This is a genomic window from Pseudoalteromonas sp. SG44-5 (assembly GCF_014164175.1).
Taxonomy (GTDB): domain Bacteria; phylum Pseudomonadota; class Gammaproteobacteria; order Enterobacterales; family Alteromonadaceae; genus Pseudoalteromonas; species Pseudoalteromonas nigrifaciens.
Map to the genome: position 1 here is coordinate 104,697 of NZ_JACJES010000007.1, position 15,886 is coordinate 120,582.

Annotated in this window: 16 protein-coding genes; 8 read left to right on the plus strand and 8 right to left on the minus strand. The window is 39.2% G+C overall.

What is annotated here, in order from left to right:
• The first annotated feature begins 57 nt into the window (after nucleotides 1–57).
• The gene (locus tag H5079_RS09960) at nucleotides 58–279 is read left to right on the plus strand and encodes a DUF3820 family protein (RefSeq protein WP_041454363.1); all 222 of its coding nucleotides are present in this window, start codon (nucleotides 58–60) and stop codon (nucleotides 277–279) included.
• 147 nt (nucleotides 280–426) lie between these two features.
• Here H5079_RS09960 and H5079_RS09965 read toward each other — a convergent pair whose 3' ends face one another.
• The 5 genes from H5079_RS09965 to ilvY form a co-directional block, all read right to left on the minus strand.
• A complete protein-coding gene (locus tag H5079_RS09965; protein ID WP_182683984.1) occupies nucleotides 427–1,668 on the minus strand; it encodes an ATP-binding protein in 1,242 nt (413 codons plus the stop codon).
• Nucleotides 1,669–1,694: 26 nt separating this feature from the next.
• Nucleotides 1,695–2,387, minus strand: coding sequence for a response regulator (locus H5079_RS09970; protein WP_011327546.1), 693 nt, complete (start codon nucleotides 2,385–2,387; stop codon nucleotides 1,695–1,697).
• Between the two features lie 14 nt (nucleotides 2,388–2,401).
• Nucleotides 2,402–2,776 (minus strand): DUF3019 domain-containing protein, encoded by a 375-nt coding sequence (locus H5079_RS09975; RefSeq protein ID WP_011327545.1) that lies wholly within the window; start codon nucleotides 2,774–2,776, stop codon nucleotides 2,402–2,404.
• A gap of 1 nt (nucleotide 2,777) precedes the next feature.
• Nucleotides 2,778–3,629, minus strand: a complete 852-nt coding sequence (locus H5079_RS09980; RefSeq protein WP_011327544.1) for a MipA/OmpV family protein — start codon at nucleotides 3,627–3,629, stop codon at nucleotides 2,778–2,780.
• A gap of 228 nt (nucleotides 3,630–3,857) precedes the next feature.
• Nucleotides 3,858–4,763 carry an HTH-type transcriptional activator IlvY gene (ilvY, locus tag H5079_RS09985; protein ID WP_182683985.1) on the minus strand — a complete coding sequence of 302 codons (906 nt, stop codon included), beginning with the start codon at nucleotides 4,761–4,763 and terminating at the stop codon, nucleotides 3,858–3,860.
• Between the two features lie 136 nt (nucleotides 4,764–4,899).
• On the opposite strand from ilvY, the gene ilvC reads away from it, so the two are divergent.
• The 4 genes from ilvC to H5079_RS10005 all read left to right on the plus strand — a co-directional run bounded on the left by ilvC (nucleotide 4,900) and on the right by H5079_RS10005 (nucleotide 10,657).
• Nucleotides 4,900–6,372: a ketol-acid reductoisomerase gene (gene ilvC / locus H5079_RS09990; protein ID WP_011327542.1), complete on the plus strand. Its 1,473-nt coding sequence runs from the start codon at nucleotides 4,900–4,902 to the stop codon at nucleotides 6,370–6,372.
• 160 nt (nucleotides 6,373–6,532) lie between these two features.
• Nucleotides 6,533–8,452: a methyl-accepting chemotaxis protein gene (locus tag H5079_RS09995; RefSeq protein ID WP_182683986.1), complete on the plus strand. Its 1,920-nt coding sequence runs from the start codon at nucleotides 6,533–6,535 to the stop codon at nucleotides 8,450–8,452.
• An 86-nt stretch (nucleotides 8,453–8,538) separates the two neighbouring features.
• Complete coding sequence (locus tag H5079_RS10000) at nucleotides 8,539–9,720, plus strand: tetratricopeptide repeat protein (RefSeq protein ID WP_179808128.1); 1,182 nt, start codon at nucleotides 8,539–8,541, stop codon at nucleotides 9,718–9,720.
• On the plus strand, nucleotides 9,710–10,657 hold the full coding sequence (locus H5079_RS10005; protein WP_179808129.1) for a M20/M25/M40 family metallo-hydrolase: 948 nt from the start codon (nucleotides 9,710–9,712) through the stop codon (nucleotides 10,655–10,657). Before H5079_RS10000 ends, H5079_RS10005 begins: the two co-directional genes overlap by 11 nt.
• On the opposite strand, the gene H5079_RS10010 is transcribed toward H5079_RS10005, so the two are convergent.
• Nucleotides 10,644–10,958 (minus strand): GIY-YIG nuclease family protein, encoded by a 315-nt coding sequence (locus H5079_RS10010; RefSeq protein WP_089367892.1) that lies wholly within the window; start codon nucleotides 10,956–10,958, stop codon nucleotides 10,644–10,646. The two genes, H5079_RS10005 and H5079_RS10010, sit on opposite strands and share 14 nt — an antisense overlap.
• Before the next feature lie 112 nt (nucleotides 10,959–11,070).
• Here H5079_RS10010 and H5079_RS10015 point away from each other — a divergent pair, with 112 nt between their 5' ends.
• Nucleotides 11,071–11,430 (plus strand): outer membrane protein assembly factor BamE, encoded by a 360-nt coding sequence (locus tag H5079_RS10015; RefSeq protein WP_086993523.1) that lies wholly within the window; start codon nucleotides 11,071–11,073, stop codon nucleotides 11,428–11,430.
• Nucleotides 11,431–11,495: 65 nt separating this feature from the next.
• On the opposite strand, the gene H5079_RS10020 is transcribed toward H5079_RS10015, so the two are convergent.
• On the minus strand, nucleotides 11,496–11,819 hold the full coding sequence (locus H5079_RS10020) for an RnfH family protein (protein ID WP_011327536.1): 324 nt from the start codon (nucleotides 11,817–11,819) through the stop codon (nucleotides 11,496–11,498).
• On the minus strand, nucleotides 11,816–12,256 hold the full coding sequence (locus tag H5079_RS10025; RefSeq protein ID WP_011327535.1) for a type II toxin-antitoxin system RatA family toxin: 441 nt from the start codon (nucleotides 12,254–12,256) through the stop codon (nucleotides 11,816–11,818). Before H5079_RS10025 ends, H5079_RS10020 begins: the two co-directional genes overlap by 4 nt.
• 147 nt (nucleotides 12,257–12,403) lie before the next feature.
• Between H5079_RS10025 and smpB the strand changes: the two genes are divergently transcribed.
• Both smpB and H5079_RS10035 read left to right on the plus strand, forming a co-directional pair.
• Nucleotides 12,404–12,883, plus strand: a complete 480-nt coding sequence (gene smpB / locus H5079_RS10030; protein ID WP_011327534.1) for an SsrA-binding protein SmpB — start codon at nucleotides 12,404–12,406, stop codon at nucleotides 12,881–12,883.
• A 364-nt stretch (nucleotides 12,884–13,247) separates the two neighbouring features.
• On the plus strand, nucleotides 13,248–15,836 hold the full coding sequence (locus tag H5079_RS10035; RefSeq protein ID WP_182683987.1) for a TonB-dependent receptor: 2,589 nt from the start codon (nucleotides 13,248–13,250) through the stop codon (nucleotides 15,834–15,836).
• Nucleotides 15,837–15,886: the final 50 nt, after the last annotated feature.

Consider the following 15,886-nt stretch of genomic DNA (forward strand, 5'->3'; position numbering starts at 1 on the left):
TTTTATCTCTTTAATATACCTTACACTTAGCTATGTTTTATAAAACCTTTAAAGCCAATGGATCCTACACAGCTAAAAATTGCCGTTAATACTATTATGCCCTTTGGAAAGTACGCAGGCCGCCCTTTACTGCTTTTACCCGAGCCCTATTTAGTATGGTTTAAACAACAAGGGTTTCCCGACTCAAAGCTAGGCAGCCAACTAGCCATGATGTATGAGGTAAAGCTCAATGGGCTAGAGCAAATGTTAATGCCATTACTAGAAAAGAAAAATAATTAAATTAAGAACTTTTTTATAAAGGTACTGTCTATTACTTTGCTACTTGTTGATTTTGATTAAAACCCAAAAAAGCGCCCTTGTTAACAAGGGCGCTTTTTTATTGAGTGTTTTTTATCTGCGTACTTTTTATTTATGTATTAAAAGCTGCTATTTATTAATCGGTAAGCTGACAATAAATTTAGCTCCGCCTAAGCTTGAATCTTCAATTGTACACTGACCTTGATGCCAAGAAATAATTTTACTGACAATAGCCAATCCTAAGCCAAACCCACCGGTTTTTTTATCTCTACTTTTATCCAATCGAGTAAATGGCTTAAATACGTTTTCACGCTCAACTTCAGCAATACCACTGCCATCATCTTCAACAATAAAAACTATATTATTAGCTTGCGCTAATAAGGTTATTTGCACACTATTATTGGCATGCTTTAAAGCATTACCTACCAAGTTTTGCATTATTCTCGCCATAAAGTGACTGTCGCAGCGGTAAATCAGTTCATTGGGTAATGTCGTGCTTAACTTTATTCGCGTATCAAAACTGAGTTTTTCAACCACCGTTTTAACCACTGCCACTAAATTACAATTGATCAGCTGTAAACTCGGTTGCTGTGAATCTAAACGTGCATACTCAAGCATTTCAGAAACCAGTGCCTCAAGTTCATTTATATCGACTTGCATATTAGCTAAGTATTTTTCGGCTTTATCATCGAGCATTCGGTCTTGAAGCATTGCAATGGCAAATTTTAACCGCGCCAGTGGCGTTCTAAATTCATGCGATACCGATGAGGTAAGCTCTTGCTGCGCGGTTAATAAAAACTCAATTCGCTGCTGCATCACTTGCAAGGTGCCCGTTATAGGTAAAAAAAATGATTTAGAGCTATCTGTTAATTGAAAGTCCTGTGAGCCACCTACGGCCTCGCATGCATTACGCAGCTTAGCAAAGTCTCGCCACAGTAAAAAACTCCACAAACCAACAGGAATGCCTACAATTAATAACAGCAATATGTAGGGTAAAACAGAGGCAACGGGCTTGGCTGCCCCCCCTATAGGGCCAACCTGTAATAGTTGTGTGGCGTTAAGTTGAACATACCAAACTATGCGCTGTTGTTTATCATATAAATAAAGGTAGTGATTTTTTAATAGCTGAGCTTGTTGCTCGGCGGGTAATATTAAATCGCGCTGAGCAATCACTTGACTAGAAAAATGGTTTTTTAGCTTTGTAAGCCCATTAGGGGTTTGTGATAATAGCCACAAAGACTGGCCAAACTCATCGTCGAGTAGCACCTGCTGCTGCGATTCTTCATATGGCCAAAGCTGTTCAATTACCCCGCTGACAATAAATAACGAGACAATAATATACACATACAGGCTTATAAACAGCTTGCCCATTAACGCAGCTTAACACTAAGCATTAATTACATATCCCACGCGTCAGAAACAAATAAATAGCCTTGTCCCCAAACAGTTTTAATCCGATAAGGTTTGTCGCTGTTATCGCCCAGTTTTTTGCGAATTCTTGAAACGCGTACATCTACGGTGCGATCTAGGCCATCGTATTGTCGCCCTATCATATGTTGGTGCACATGTTCGCGGCTCAATACTTCTCCGGCATTTGATGCTAGTAGCCAAAGTAATTCAAATTCATGTGAGGTTAGGACTATTTCTGCGCCCGATAACTTAACAATACGGCTGGTTTTATCAATAAATAAGTCGCCAAACTGCAGCTCTTCGGTGGCTTTTAAGTTAGGTTGCCCACGGCGTAATAATGCGCTAATTCTTGCTAATAATACACGTGGCTCAGCCGGTTTAATAACATAGTCATCAGCGCCAAGCTCTAGCCCTATTACCTGATCAAAGTCTTCACCTTTGGCCGTTAACATTAAAATAGGAGTGGTGTATTTATCACGTACTTGTCTGCAAACACTAAAGCCATCTTTACCTGGCAGCATTACATCTAAAATAATCAGGTCGACGGGATTACTTTCAAGGTAAGTAAACACTTCATCACCACGATCTAGTACGTCGACTTCTAAGCCATTATGTTCGAGGTAATCTTTGGTTAATTGCTGTAAACCAAGATCATCTTCAACAAGTAATATTTTTGGCATTTACTACTCCTAAATTAAAAAAAGCTCCACGGTGAACGCAGCCGATACTGTTTTTTAGTATGGGCACTTTGTACTTCAACGAGTACGCTCGCAAGTGAGTCACCGGTGTGAGGATTGATCAGGGAGTATATGGTCTCCACCTGAACACGCGCTTTATAGCTAAACTGACCAGAACCTTGCTGTTGCCAGCATCGTATTTGCGTATTTTGTTGATACAAACACACATCTTTAACCGCTAACTGCTGCCATTTAAACTGCAAATTGAGATCGCAAAAATCATGCTGTTCAGAGACAACACAAACTTTGGGAGATACATCAAGAATTGTTTGCGCCACGCTAACGCCACTAAGTAGTGAAGAAATAAACACAAAAAAGATTAAATACTTCATATTAAAAAGTATGTTCAAATCCTATAAAGGCAGTCGTTGAATAATGACGTTCAAACAGCGGGCTACTATCCATAGCCGAATAGTCATAATATGCTAAATGAAAACGAAGAGCGTTGGCCTTGCTAAGGGGCCAGCGGGCATCGATTTTAGCATAAGGTTGCCAACTACTACCAACTACTATTTTACCTAACAGTGTTTCATCACTGTTTAAACCGTAATAATAGTCGTTTAATTGCGCAGACTTATAATTAACTCCCACAGTGGGCTTTAATTGCAAATTACCTACTTGCCCATGATACTGCCATTGTATTGCAGCTCGCCAACCATTATAAGCTGAGTTTACATCGTGCAATGCTTGCACGGATAACATCTGCTGCTCAGCTACAAAGGAGTAACTAATACCTGCATCTAAAACGAGCTTGCGCTTACTAATATTATTAATATTTATTTGTTGAGGCGAGGTATCTGTTTCTAACTGGGTAAATTGATTATTTGAACTAGCACTTTTTAGCGCAAATATATTTTGCGGGTGCCAATCAATAAAAAAACGCGACTCAGGGTTTAATTCTGTTACTAGGCTTAAGTTATGCTGTTGCGTTTGTTTAAACGAGTAGCCAACTCGGCCATTATCAAAAAACCACTGTTGGCCATAAAAGGCTATTTGAGGAATGATCACCAACGGAATATTATCTGCACCATATAATGGATTAGTTATTACTCCCGCCCCTATACTCATACTTAAATGCAGTTGCTCTGTAGATATATGTGCATCTACAGGCTCGTCACTTTGCGCTAATACCTGAGCATTAAACGAAAGAGAGATTAATAATATTATTATAAAATAAAACCGCATTGTGTTCATCGTACATATATAAAAAGGCCATTTATCCATAGTAGCAAGGTCATTGAGAACAAGCTCTAGGCAGTTACAATCATTAACAACTTTTATACAATTATGATTACTTTGCGGCTTATATACTTAGCCTAACAGCTCTATTGATAGGCAATAGAGGAGCGGTAGATTAAAGGCTTACGCTATCTGGGCTTTTATACTAAGAGCAACCTTAGTAAGTGTATTGCATTAAATTATTTTTTCACCCATATTTTGCGCTATATTCCACAAGGCACTTATAGCCGGGTCGTTTAATTCCTTATGTAATACTGCCAAGCCAATATCAATACCTTTAGGTGCATGTGTATTTGTTTGTAAAACGTGTACTTTGTCTTGTAGTGGACTGTTATCTAAAACTATTTTAGGGATCATTGCTATACCAAAGCCAAGGCTCACCATAGATACCATCGCTTCGTGCCCCGCTACTTGTGCATAAATTTTTCCCTGAATATTATTTTTTCGCCACCATTGCTCCAAGCGCTGCCTAGCAAACCCTTGCTCTGGCACAATAAATTCAAGTTCTGACCAATCAATACTACTTGTATTACTAGCAAGCTTTAGCGTAATTGAGCACGCAATTTTAGGCGCAATAAATACCAGCGGCGAATAACCAATATCAACAAAGGCAATTTGTGCAGGTAACTTATTTGGCTTAGCAGCAATAGCCATAGATTCGTGGCCATCTAAAACACGGTTTATTGCCAGCGCAGGATCGCCGGTATTTAGGGTGATTTCTATATGCTGATGTTGAGCGCGTAACTGCTCTAAAATATGATGTAAAAAACTGTACGACGCGGTTACTGAACAATAAATACTCACGTTGCCATAAATATACTGTTGTGGCTCTTTTAGGTTCGCTTTAAAGCGCTGCCAATTAGCCAATGTGGATGTGGCGTAGTCAATAAATGCCAGCCCTTCGCGGGTTAATTTTACACTGCGGTTATCACGTAAAAATAGCATTACCCCCACTTCGCTTTCAAGCTGCTTAATATTACGGCTCAATGTCGGCGCACTTATATGACAAAGTTCACTGGCACGCGAAAAGTGCAATGTTTTTGCCAACGCTAAAAAGTAATTTAAATGCTTGTGATCCATAATCAACCCAGTGTTTCATATTATGAAACACTCTAATGCAAATATATCAGTTTACGCAAGAAAAGATTTTTCATATGGTTGAGTTAAGCAAAGCAACAGCAATGCATCTAACAAACTGAATCAATAGGACACTAACATGGCGAATTATTTTAATACCTTACCTTTACGCGAACAATTGGCGCAATTAGCCCAATGTGAATTTATGAACGCAGACGAGTTTACTGACGGCGTTGATGCTCTTAAAGGTAAAAAACTGGTTATTGTAGGCTGTGGCGCACAAGGCTTAAACCAAGGCTTAAACTTACGTGATTCTGGTTTAGATGTGTCGTATACGCTGCGTGACTCGGCCATTAGTGAACGTCGTCAATCATTTTTAAACGCGTCTGAAAATGGCTTTACTGTAGGCACTTACCAAGAACTAATTCCAACTGCCGACGTAGTATTAAATTTAACGCCTGATAAACAACATACTTCAGTGGTAAACGCAATTATGCCACTAATGAAACAAGGCTCAACCCTTGCCTACTCTCATGGCTTTAATATTGTTGAAGAAGGTATGCAAGTACGCGACGACATTACCGTTATTATGGTAGCACCTAAATGCCCAGGCTCTGAAGTGCGTGAAGAATACAAGCGTGGTTTTGGCGTACCAACTCTAATTGCTGTACACCCTGAAAACGACCCACAAGGCCATGGTTTAGCTCAAGCTAAAGCCTATGCCGCAGGTACTGGCGGCCACAGAGCCGGCGTACTTAAGTCGTCATTTATTGCTGAAGTAAAATCAGATTTAATGGGCGAGCAAACCATTTTATGTGGCATGTTACAAACCGGTTCTATTTTATGTTTTGATAAAATGATTGAAAAAGGCATTGATGCAGGTTACGCCTCAAAACTAATTCAATACGGCTGGGAAGTAATTACCGAAGCGCTTAAATACGGTGGCGTAACCAATATGCTTGACCGTCTTTCAAACCCAGCCAAAGTCAAAGCGTTTGAATTAAGCGAAGAACTAAAACAAATTATGCGCCCACTATATAACAAACATCAAGATGACATCATCGATGGTACTTTTTCACGTACCATGATGGAAGACTGGAATAATGATGATGCAAACTTACTTAAATGGCGCGCAGAAACAGCCGAAACTCACTTTGAAAAAACCCCAGCGGGCAATGTTGAAATTGCTGAGCAAGAATTTTTTGATAACGGTATTTTAATGGTCGCTATGGTTAAAGCAGGCGTAGAGCTTGCATTTGAAACCATGACTGCCGCAGGCATTATTGCAGAGTCGGCTTATTATGAGTCATTACATGAAACGCCACTGATTGCTAATACCATTGCGCGTAAAAAGTTATTTGAAATGAACCGTACAATTTCGGACACGGCTGAATATGGTTGTTATTTATATAACCACGCATGTTTACCTTTACTACAAGACTTTATGCAAAAAATTGACACCGACGTAATTGGTAAAGGCTTAGGTGAGCATAGTAATCAAGTAGACAACCAAACGCTAATTCAAATTAATACAGCATTACGTGAACACCCTGTTGAAAAAGTAGGCGCTACATTACGCGGTTACATGTCAGCAATGAAAAAAATAGTTTAATCCCAAGTTAATCTAAGTTTCACTTGTTAGAAACCAAGCCCACCTGCTTTTGCGGTGGGCTTTTTCGTACCTGTATGGCGCGCTATTCATCACTCGCTCAAAATATATAATGTGTTAAAATAATCACCTACTTGGTTCAGTTGTAAACAAAATTACCCTTATGATGATACAAAACCTTTCTATTACTCAAAAAATCACCGCTTTAGGCAGTGTTATAGCAATCTGTGTTGCCGCGCTCATAGGCTTAACATCGTTACATAACGCAGAGGATATCATCGAAAAGCGCATGATAGAGTCTGAACTTCCAAGCAAGTTACAAACTATTAGTAACCATATTGGTGGCGAAATAAACGAGCTTTTAGGCGCCGCAGAACAACTTTCTTCAAATGTATTTCTGATTGATTGGGCAAATTCAGCCACCGAGGACGACTCTCAACTTCTTAATGAGTTAAATAGATTAGTACAGCAGTACGATCTTGCTACTGCATCATGGGCAAATAGAGACACCGCACAATACTGGAACCAAAATGGCTTTTTACGCGTATTAAAAAACGATGCCGCAGATGGCTGGTTTTTCGCATTTAAACAGTCAAAGCGCCCTTATGACATTAGTATTTATCAAGAATCTGCTAACGATGTAAAAATGTTTATTAACCATCAGCAACCCAATGGTTTAGGTTTGGCAGGGCTTGCTAAAAGCATTACCGATATGCAAAAGCTACTGCAGCAATTTAAGATTGAGCAATCTGGATTTGTTTTTCTTGCCAATAAAAATGGCTTGATCCAGTTACACAAAGACGCCAATAAAGTGGCTAAAGTAAATATAGATGCCCTGTACGGCGAAAATATACATAATAAATTATTAAATAGTAATGGCTTTTCATTGGCAGAAATTAACTTAGCAGGTGAAGACACCCTGGTTGCTGCAACACCAATAAAAAATACTGACCTTTTTGTTGTAGCCCAAGTACCTAAAAGCGAAGTGTTTTCGAGTGTGAGTAAATTAGAATGGCAAATTTTAACCTTCACTATAATTATCGCCCTTATAGCGAGCTGTATTAGTTATTTGCTTGCTCGCTCATTGTCGTCGCCACTGTCGAAAATAGCCGAGCTATTCTCTCGTTTAGGCACAGGCGATGCTAATTTAGCATATAGACTTCCTTACTCTGCGCAACCTGAGCTAAATTATTTAACCGATGGTTTTAATCAATTCATCGAAAAAATAGACACAGCAATTAAACAAGTTGCCCATGAAAGCCATGGGATCCGCCAAAGCTCTGACCACGTGTTTGCGCAAGCAAAACATAACTCACAAGCAATTGATCAGCAAAAAGAGCAAACAATATCAGTTGCTGCCGCCATTAACGAAATGGGCGCAACAGTACAAGAAATAGCACAAAGTGCCGCCAACACGGCGAAGTTAACCAATAGTAGCCGTGAAAATACCAGTAAAAGCCATCAACAGGTACTGCAAAGCCAAACGACTATTGCAGCTCTTGCTAGCGACATAGATGGCATTACAGAGCAAGTAACCTTACTTTCTAAAAAAACGCTTGATATTGCTAGTATTGTTGACTCAATTAGAGGTATTTCTGAGCAAACAAACTTACTTGCGCTTAATGCTGCTATTGAATCTGCGCGTGCGGGCGAGCACGGTCGTGGTTTTGCTGTTGTTGCCGATGAAGTGCGAGCGCTGGCTAATCGTACCTCACAATCAACCACTGAAATTCAGTCGATGATTGAAGAATTAACCCAAATATCGAATGATGTTGTTACCGATATTAGTCAGTCCAAAAGTAAAGCTCAGCAAAGTGTAGGGGCAATGCAAAACTCAGTTGAGCTGCTTGATACAATTACTGAAACAGCAAATCAAATTAATGATATGGCAACCTTAATCGCAACAGCAACAGAGCAGCAAAGTAATGTAGTAGCCGATGTAGGACGTAATATTGAGCAAATTAGTGAAATTAGCGACAAGTCGATGAATGAGCAATTAAATACTGAGCAGGCTATTCGCGATTTAGCAAATAGCGCACAAACGCTTGCGTCACTTGTTGCCACTTTTGAGGCAAATCGCTAACTCATTTTTTGTAACATTTAAATTATACCTCTGAGTAAAATTACAACTACACTTAACTGGTAAGTAGTTTTGCTTAGAGGTGTTATATGAAAGCCACTCAACTTAAATATTATTTATCATTTAGCTTTATACTTTTTTTGTGTGCGTGTAGCTCACCGCCAAAGTTAGCGCTGCCGCAACTCATTGAGCCAGCAAACTTTAAGCTACAACAGATCGAAACTCCAGCAGAAATATTTAAATTAGATACCAGCTTAACGCGGCAATTAGATTCTCATTTAAACAGTCAAAATTCAGCCCAACATATTGCACAAGGCATATTTAGCTTTTTATTAAAAAATGGTGATGACTCACTTGCCTATCGCTCATCTGCCACTTTAACCGCTGCACAAAGCTATCAAAATCTAAACGCTAACTGTTTGTCATTATCTATATTAGCGTATAGCTTAGCGGAGCACTTAGGCTTAAAAGCGCAATTTCAAAAAGTACATATCCCTGAATATTGGGCACTTGATCAAGGCGTTAATTTATTAACCGGACACATAAATTTAAGCCTTAATAGCCAACCTCTAATAAAAGATGCTGGCACTTTATTTTACCAACGAGATCAGCGCTTAATTATCGACTTTGACTCTAACAGCCGACAAGCACGCTTTAAAACAACACGATTATCAAAAAATACTGTTACCGCTATGTTTTATAATAATAAAGGTGCTACTGCGCTAATAAATAAACAATATGAATTAGCCTATAGCTACTTTAATGCAGCAACCAAGGTAGCACCTAATTTTAGCGTTGCATGGGGGAACTTAGGTGTTTTATTTAAGCAATTTAACTATTTAAATGAAGCCGAGCAAGCTTATAATTACGCCCTTCATCTTGATAAAAACAACAACACAGCACAAGGTAATCTTGCTATGTTGTACTTACTTACAGAGCGAGAGATGCAAGGAACTCAAATACTTAATCAGCTTGATAAACAGCGCCAAAGTAATCCTTATTACCATATATCACTTGGTAATACCGAGTACGTACATAAATATTACGCTAAAGCACTCAAACACTTTAAAAAGGCCTATACATTATCCCCCACACTTCACGAAAGTCATTTTGGCTTGGCGCGAGTTTACTTTCAGTGGGGCGATACAAAGCAAGCAAAGTACCATTTGCGTAAAGCCGGAAAAAATGCTGATTTTTTACATGACAAAAAACGTTATGACGCAAAGTTAAAAGCGCTGCAATCATTAACCGCAAAGGTAGGTGCCCATTAAACAATTAACTGTCGTTATTATTTTTCTGCTTTTAAGCCCTTTTGTTAATAGTAAAACGGCGCAGCAGCTACTTATTGATGATTTATATTACTTAGCAGACCAGCAACTTGCAGGTAGAAAAACAGGTTCTCAAAGCGCAGAGCTTACAAGAAGCTATATAAAACACAGATTAAGCCAAGTTAATAATAACGTGGTCGAGCAGCCATTTTGCTATAAATCGGGCCTATTTAGCCAAGCGTGTGGTATTAATATTATTAGTTCCAACATAGGTGCTCTAGAGGCAGTAACACAGGCAAGCGACCCATTACAAAAAGCCACTCGTATTATTATTACCGCACACTATGACCATTTAGGTAAACGTGGCGGAAAACTGCATCCTGGAGCAAATGATAATGCCACCGGTGTTGCTGCTTTAATTTATTTAGCAAGCGTATTTAATGATAAGCCACTGCCTTTTTCTCTTACCTTTGTAGCCACAGATGCAGAGGAAAACGGCTTACATGGCAGTAAATATTTTGCCAAAACACTGCTACCAAATAGCGTTATTATGAACATAAATTTAGACATGCTAGGGGTTAAAAAACGTCGTAGCAACTTATATGTATTAACCTCTAGATCGTTAAAAAATACCTTAAATAGTGTGTTTTTAGCCGTTGAAAATAATAATGTAAATTTAAAACCGGTTTACTCCGCAGCGCAAATGAGCAGATATATAAAATCTAAAAATATAAACTGGCATAAAGCGAGCGATCACTATTCGTTTGCAAGACAAAAAATCCCTTATGTTTACTTTGGCATGGGCTACGACAGTGCCCATCATACAAGTAATGACACCGCTGAGAATATTAACAGCAAACTTTTTACTGATGCAGTGCTATTAATAGAAGCCTTTATTAACCAGCTTGCTAAAACACCACTCCCACTTAGCCCGTCTTAAATGATGCTACATAGGCTTCTTTTTTAGCCCTAGATAATTTTTTCACTTGGTATTCTAATTTACTTGCTGCACTTTTATTGCCAACACTGTGCTGATGAATAAGTAAAAGTGGGCCTTTACCTTTAAGGTTTTTTGCACCATTACCCGCTTGGTGCGTAGCAAGACGTTGCTCAACATTGGTCGTTATACCCGTATACCAATGGCCGTAGCGGGTTTGTACTATATACAAATACCAGATAGATGGCTTTTTTAAGCAGCTCTGATCACTGCATTTTAAACTTTTTTGATTATCAGTGGTCAAATCGCTACCTTAACTTAATGCCCTTAACAAAAAACAATTGCTTAAAAGGGTTTTACCTTCAGTGACTAATCGGTATCATGCAGATTATAAAAAATAAGGATCACAACTAACAATGCAGTCGTTAAAAACTTTTTCTCTTTGGCTTATCGTTGCTTTAACGCTTAGTTCAGCAGCTGGGTGTTCTAGCTGGGTATACAGAATCAACATCCCTCAAGGTAACTTTTTAGAACAATCTGATGTTGATAAACTGCGTGTAAACATGACTCGTGAGCAAGTTGTTTATGTATTAGGCAAGCCTATCGCCGAAAATGCATTTGATAATAACACTTGGCGTTATGTATATAGCTTTAATAAAGGCCGTAGTAACGAGCAGTACAAATCACTGGTTATTAACTTTGAAAATGAAAAGCTTGCTTCTATTTCAGGTGATTACGAACAGCCAGAAAACTTTACTACTCCACTCGAACAATAAGCACCCTCGCTTATAAAATTATAAAGGTGAGTTAAGCTCACCTTTATAATAGCTAAAACCTTATGCTATCGCTCTATAGGACGGCCACCGGTTACTTTATTTGCTCGCCCTTCTTCTTTCGCTTTTTCAGCTCGTTTTCTACGCGCATCTTTAGGATCGGCAATTAAAGGACGATAAATTTCAATTCTATCCCCCTCTTTTAGCTCTTGATTAGGCTTTACAGTTCTATTCCAAACACCGAGTGTTAGTGCTGTAGCATCTATTTCTGGGTGTTTTTCGATAATTCCTGATTGAATAACAGCTTGTTCTACCGTTGTTCCCTTAACAACTTCTATTGTTAAGCTTGTTGCTGTTTCGGGTAGTGCAAATACAACTTCAACATCAATCATACTCTCGCTCCATAAACCTGTTTCGCGCGCTGAGTAAACGCACTCACCATATTTTTTGCAACATCATTAAATATTTTACCAAACGCTAACTCAATCAACTTACTCGAAAACTCAAAGTCTAATTGTAACTCTACTTTGCAAGCATTTGCGTCAAGTTGTTGAAAGTGCCAACGCCCCTGCAACATTTTAAACGGACCATCTACAAGATTTAATACCACGGTTTGCTCATCAACAAAGGTATTTTCTGTGGTAAACCACTTTTTTATACCTGCTTTTGATATTTCTAAACTCGCGGTCATGCTATTATTGTGTTGCTTAATAATTTTTGAGTCTGAGCAATTAGGTAAAAACTGAGGATAGGCTTCTACATCATTAATAAGGTCAAACATCTCTTTAGTGCTGTACATAACCAGCGCACTTTTTTTTATTTGTGGCATACTCACTCCCAACTGTGTGGTGGAATTTTAGCAAGCTTTACGCGTTTCCCCAAACTTTCACGCTGCTTAAATTAATTACTAAGCTTTTAAATGCATTATTAAAAAATCGATGTAAAACATCTCGTATTACGTATAATATAGGGCACTATGGCTAAGAATAAATCATCAAAATCGACAAGCAATACCATCGCGCTTAACAAAAAAGCGCGACATGAGTATTTTTTACACGATAAGTTTGAAGCGGGTGTAGAGCTCCAAGGCTGGGAAGTAAAAAGCATCCGAGCTGGCAAAGTTAACATCACTGAAACTTATATCCATCTTAAAAACGGTGAAGCATTTTTATTAGGCGCCCAAATTCAGCCTCTTAACAGTGCATCTACCCATGTAATTTGTGATCCTTTACGTTATCGTAAGTTACTATTAAGCAGACGCGAGCTAGATCGCTTAGTAGGCGCGACTGAACGCGATGGCTATTCATTAATTGCTACTGCTATGTATTGGAAGAATTGCTGGGTGAAACTTGAGTTTCATTTAGCAAAAGGTAAAAAATTACACGACAAACGCGAAGACGGTAAAGATAAAGACTGGTCGCGTGAAAAAGAACGCTTAATGAAGCATAAAGCATAAATAAAAACGCCTAATTTATTAGGCGTTTTTTTATTTATTTTAAAATAATTTAACGCACAATTTTAAACCAAACTGCATAAATATACTGCAACTTAGTGGCTGTTAATAAAAGAATAAATTATTACAAAATAAGTGCTCACTAAACTATTTAATTCTTACCACTAATTGCAACGCAAGATTTATATTAAAACCCCGCTTTACGTCGAACTTCTATCTCCAAGTAAATAAAACACACTGACTATTTTACCAGCAACACCCAGACTAAAGTCACACCACACCGCAATTGCTAACACCTTTGTTACATGATATTAATATGGAGGCTTTTTTAGCTACCAAATTCAACAAAACTAACAAGGACTTAAGGATGAAGCAATTTGCATTTACCCCTAGCTTAATTGCAGGGGCTACTTTGGCATTAACAGCTGGCTTTACAACAACAACATACGCCGCTGATGAAGTGAAAAAAGTAGAACGCATTGAAGTAACGGGCTCTCGTATTAAACGTTCTGATATGGAAGGCCCTTCTCCGGTTCAATCTATCAGTAGAGCCGATATTGATAACATGGGTTATGACAACCTACAGCAGTTGCTTGAAAGAATGCCTGTTGCAGGTAGCGGTACTTTCTCTACCCGTGGTAATAACCAAGACTCTACTGCAAATGGTTCTGCAGCGGTAAGTTTACGTGGCCTAGGCGCTGACGCAACTTTAGTACTTATTAATGGCCGCCGTGTTGCTATTAGTGCATTCGCTGAAGGTATTACTAACTCATTTGTTGATATTAACAGTATTCCTGTTTCAGCGATTGAACGTATCGACATTTTAAAAGATGGTGCATCGGCTATTTATGGCTCTGATGCTGTTGCGGGTGTAGTTAACGTTATCTTGAAAAAAGATATTGATGGTATTGAAGTAAACTTAGGCTACGGTGGCACTGACGGTCCTAATTACGAAGAAACATCAGCCAGCATCGTTTGGGGTACAAGTAACGAAAAAAGCAGTGCTTCCGTTATTATTGACTACTTTAAAAACACCTCTTTATCGTCAAGTGAAATGGGCAGTTTAGGCACTGCAGATCAAAGAGCTTTAGGTGGTGAGGACTTTCGTTCATCACGTGGCTTCCCTGGTTACTTTTACGTTGATGGTGTAAAAACCATTGACCCTGCTTGTCCAGCCGATAGCGCAACTGCCAGTGGCAGCTGTTTGTTCGATTACGGCCCATACGGCTATATTGCACCAGCATCTGAACGTATTGGGGCTATTTCGCAGTTTGAGTATAATTTTGATAATGGTATTACCGCATTTTTAGAAATGGCAGTACAACACAATAGCTCTGTGGCTATGGGTGCGCCAACCCCGCTAGATGAAGATGCAGGGCTTACTGTGCCAGCAAATCATCCTAATAACCCATTTGGTAAAGATATAGATATTGGCCGTTACAGAACGGTTGATGCCGGTGCTCGCCAATGGGATATTGAATCAGATACGATGCGTTTTGTAGCGGGTTTACGAGGCGAATTTAACGACTGGAGCTGGGAGACAGCGGTACAAAAAGGTCGTAGTAAATCAATGCAAACTGGCGATCGCTCACAAGGCTGGGTGCGTACCGACTTTTTACAACAAGAAATAGATGCCGGTAATTACAACCCATTTGGCGGCACTTATAACGATCCTGCAGTAATCGACAGAATCACTACTAGCTTAGTACGTCAAGGTGAGTCACATATGACCTCATTTGACGCAAACATTAGCGGTGAAGCATTTAGCTTTGGCGACGATGTGGTGATGATGGCAGCCGGTATTGAGTACCGCGAAGAAGACGTTACAGATATCCCTGATGATCAGTTCCGTCGCGGTTTAATTTTTGGTACTGAAGCTGTATCAGCCGCAGCATCGCGCGATCAATATGCTGCTTATGTTGAATTTTCAATTCCACTAGCTGATACATTAGAATTGCAACTTGCTGGACGTCACGATGACTATAGCGATTTTGGCACAACTACCAATCCAAAAGTTGCACTTCGCTGGGCACCTAGTGATGAAATCACGGTTCGTGGCTCATGGGCACAAGGATTTAGAGCCCCCTCTTTAGCACAAGTTGGCCTAGGTCCATCAGAAAAAAGTCAGTTCTTTATTGATACTCAACGCTGTCAACAAACGGGCTTAGACTGTCAGGCACTTGATTACAACATTCAATTCTCTGGTAATGCAGACTTACAACCTGAAGAGTCTGAATCTTGGAACGTCGGCTTCATTTGGGCCCCTAGCGCAGAGTTTGGTTTAAGTGTTGATGTGTGGAGCATTACACAGGATAATAAAATTGACGAACAAGAGTTTGGTCCAATTTATGCTGCCGAGTGTGGTAACCAAAACAGTACTGTATGTGTTCGCTTACCGCCTACTAATGGTGAAAGCTTAGGTTCAATTCAAAAAATCTATAGCACATTTGAAAACGTCTCTTCACAAGAAGTATCTGGCATCGACTTTTCAGCAAATTACAATCATTCATTGGATGATTTAGGTTTATTGAAATTCAATTTAGAGTGGGCTTACCAAAACAAATTTGAAAAAGATGGCCGTGATTACTCTGGTGAATATGGTTACCCTGAGCATCGTTGGATTTTCTCAACTAACTGGGAAGTGGGCGACTTTAATACTAATGTTAACTTAAGTTATGTTGGTGAGTTTGAAGACACACCTGATATCGACTTTGACGGTAACTTAGATTTTGATAGCAATACATCACGTATGATTGATTCACAAGTGTTGGTTGACTTACAAACGTCGTACCGTATCACTGAGTCAGCTAAATTATCACTAGGTATTAATAACTTGTTTGACGAAGAGCCTCCTTTTGCAATTGGTGATGGCGATTCTGACCTTTACGGTTATGCGTCTGGGGTTCATAACCCACGCGGTCGTTATATTTATACTAAAGTAAGCTTCTCGTTCTAAATTAGAAGCAACAAAAAAACCGCCAATTGGCGGTTTTTTTATTTAAAACG

Bases quoted from the DNA above. Each gene is read 5' to 3' on its own strand.
- H5079_RS10025 (WP_011327535.1), bottom strand. From the start codon at position 12,256: ATGCCACAAATAAAAAAAAGTGCGCTGGTTATGTACAGCACTAAAGAG.
- H5079_RS09975 (WP_011327545.1), bottom strand. From the start codon at position 2,776: ATGAAGTATTTAATCTTTTTTGTGTTTATTTCTTCACTACTTAGTGGC.
- H5079_RS09980 (WP_011327544.1), bottom strand. From the start codon at position 3,629: ATGCGGTTTTATTTTATAATAATATTATTAATCTCTCTTTCGTTTAAT.
- H5079_RS09995 (WP_182683986.1), top strand. From the start codon at position 6,533: ATGATGATACAAAACCTTTCTATTACTCAAAAAATCACCGCTTTAGGC.
- H5079_RS09965 (WP_182683984.1), bottom strand. From the start codon at position 1,668: ATGGGCAAGCTGTTTATAAGCCTGTATGTGTATATTATTGTCTCGTTA.
- H5079_RS10000 (WP_179808128.1), top strand. From the start codon at position 8,539: ATGAAAGCCACTCAACTTAAATATTATTTATCATTTAGCTTTATACTT.
- smpB (WP_011327534.1), top strand. From the start codon at position 12,404: ATGGCTAAGAATAAATCATCAAAATCGACAAGCAATACCATCGCGCTT.
- H5079_RS09960 (WP_041454363.1), top strand. From the start codon at position 58: ATGGATCCTACACAGCTAAAAATTGCCGTTAATACTATTATGCCCTTT.
- H5079_RS10015 (WP_086993523.1), top strand. From the start codon at position 11,071: ATGCAGTCGTTAAAAACTTTTTCTCTTTGGCTTATCGTTGCTTTAACG.
- H5079_RS09970 (WP_011327546.1), bottom strand. From the start codon at position 2,387: ATGCCAAAAATATTACTTGTTGAAGATGATCTTGGTTTACAGCAATTA.
- ilvY (WP_182683985.1), bottom strand. From the start codon at position 4,763: ATGGATCACAAGCATTTAAATTACTTTTTAGCGTTGGCAAAAACATTG.
- H5079_RS10020 (WP_011327536.1), bottom strand. From the start codon at position 11,819: ATGATTGATGTTGAAGTTGTATTTGCACTACCCGAAACAGCAACAAGC.
- ilvC (WP_011327542.1), top strand. From the start codon at position 4,900: ATGGCGAATTATTTTAATACCTTACCTTTACGCGAACAATTGGCGCAA.
- H5079_RS10035 (WP_182683987.1), top strand. From the start codon at position 13,248: ATGAAGCAATTTGCATTTACCCCTAGCTTAATTGCAGGGGCTACTTTG.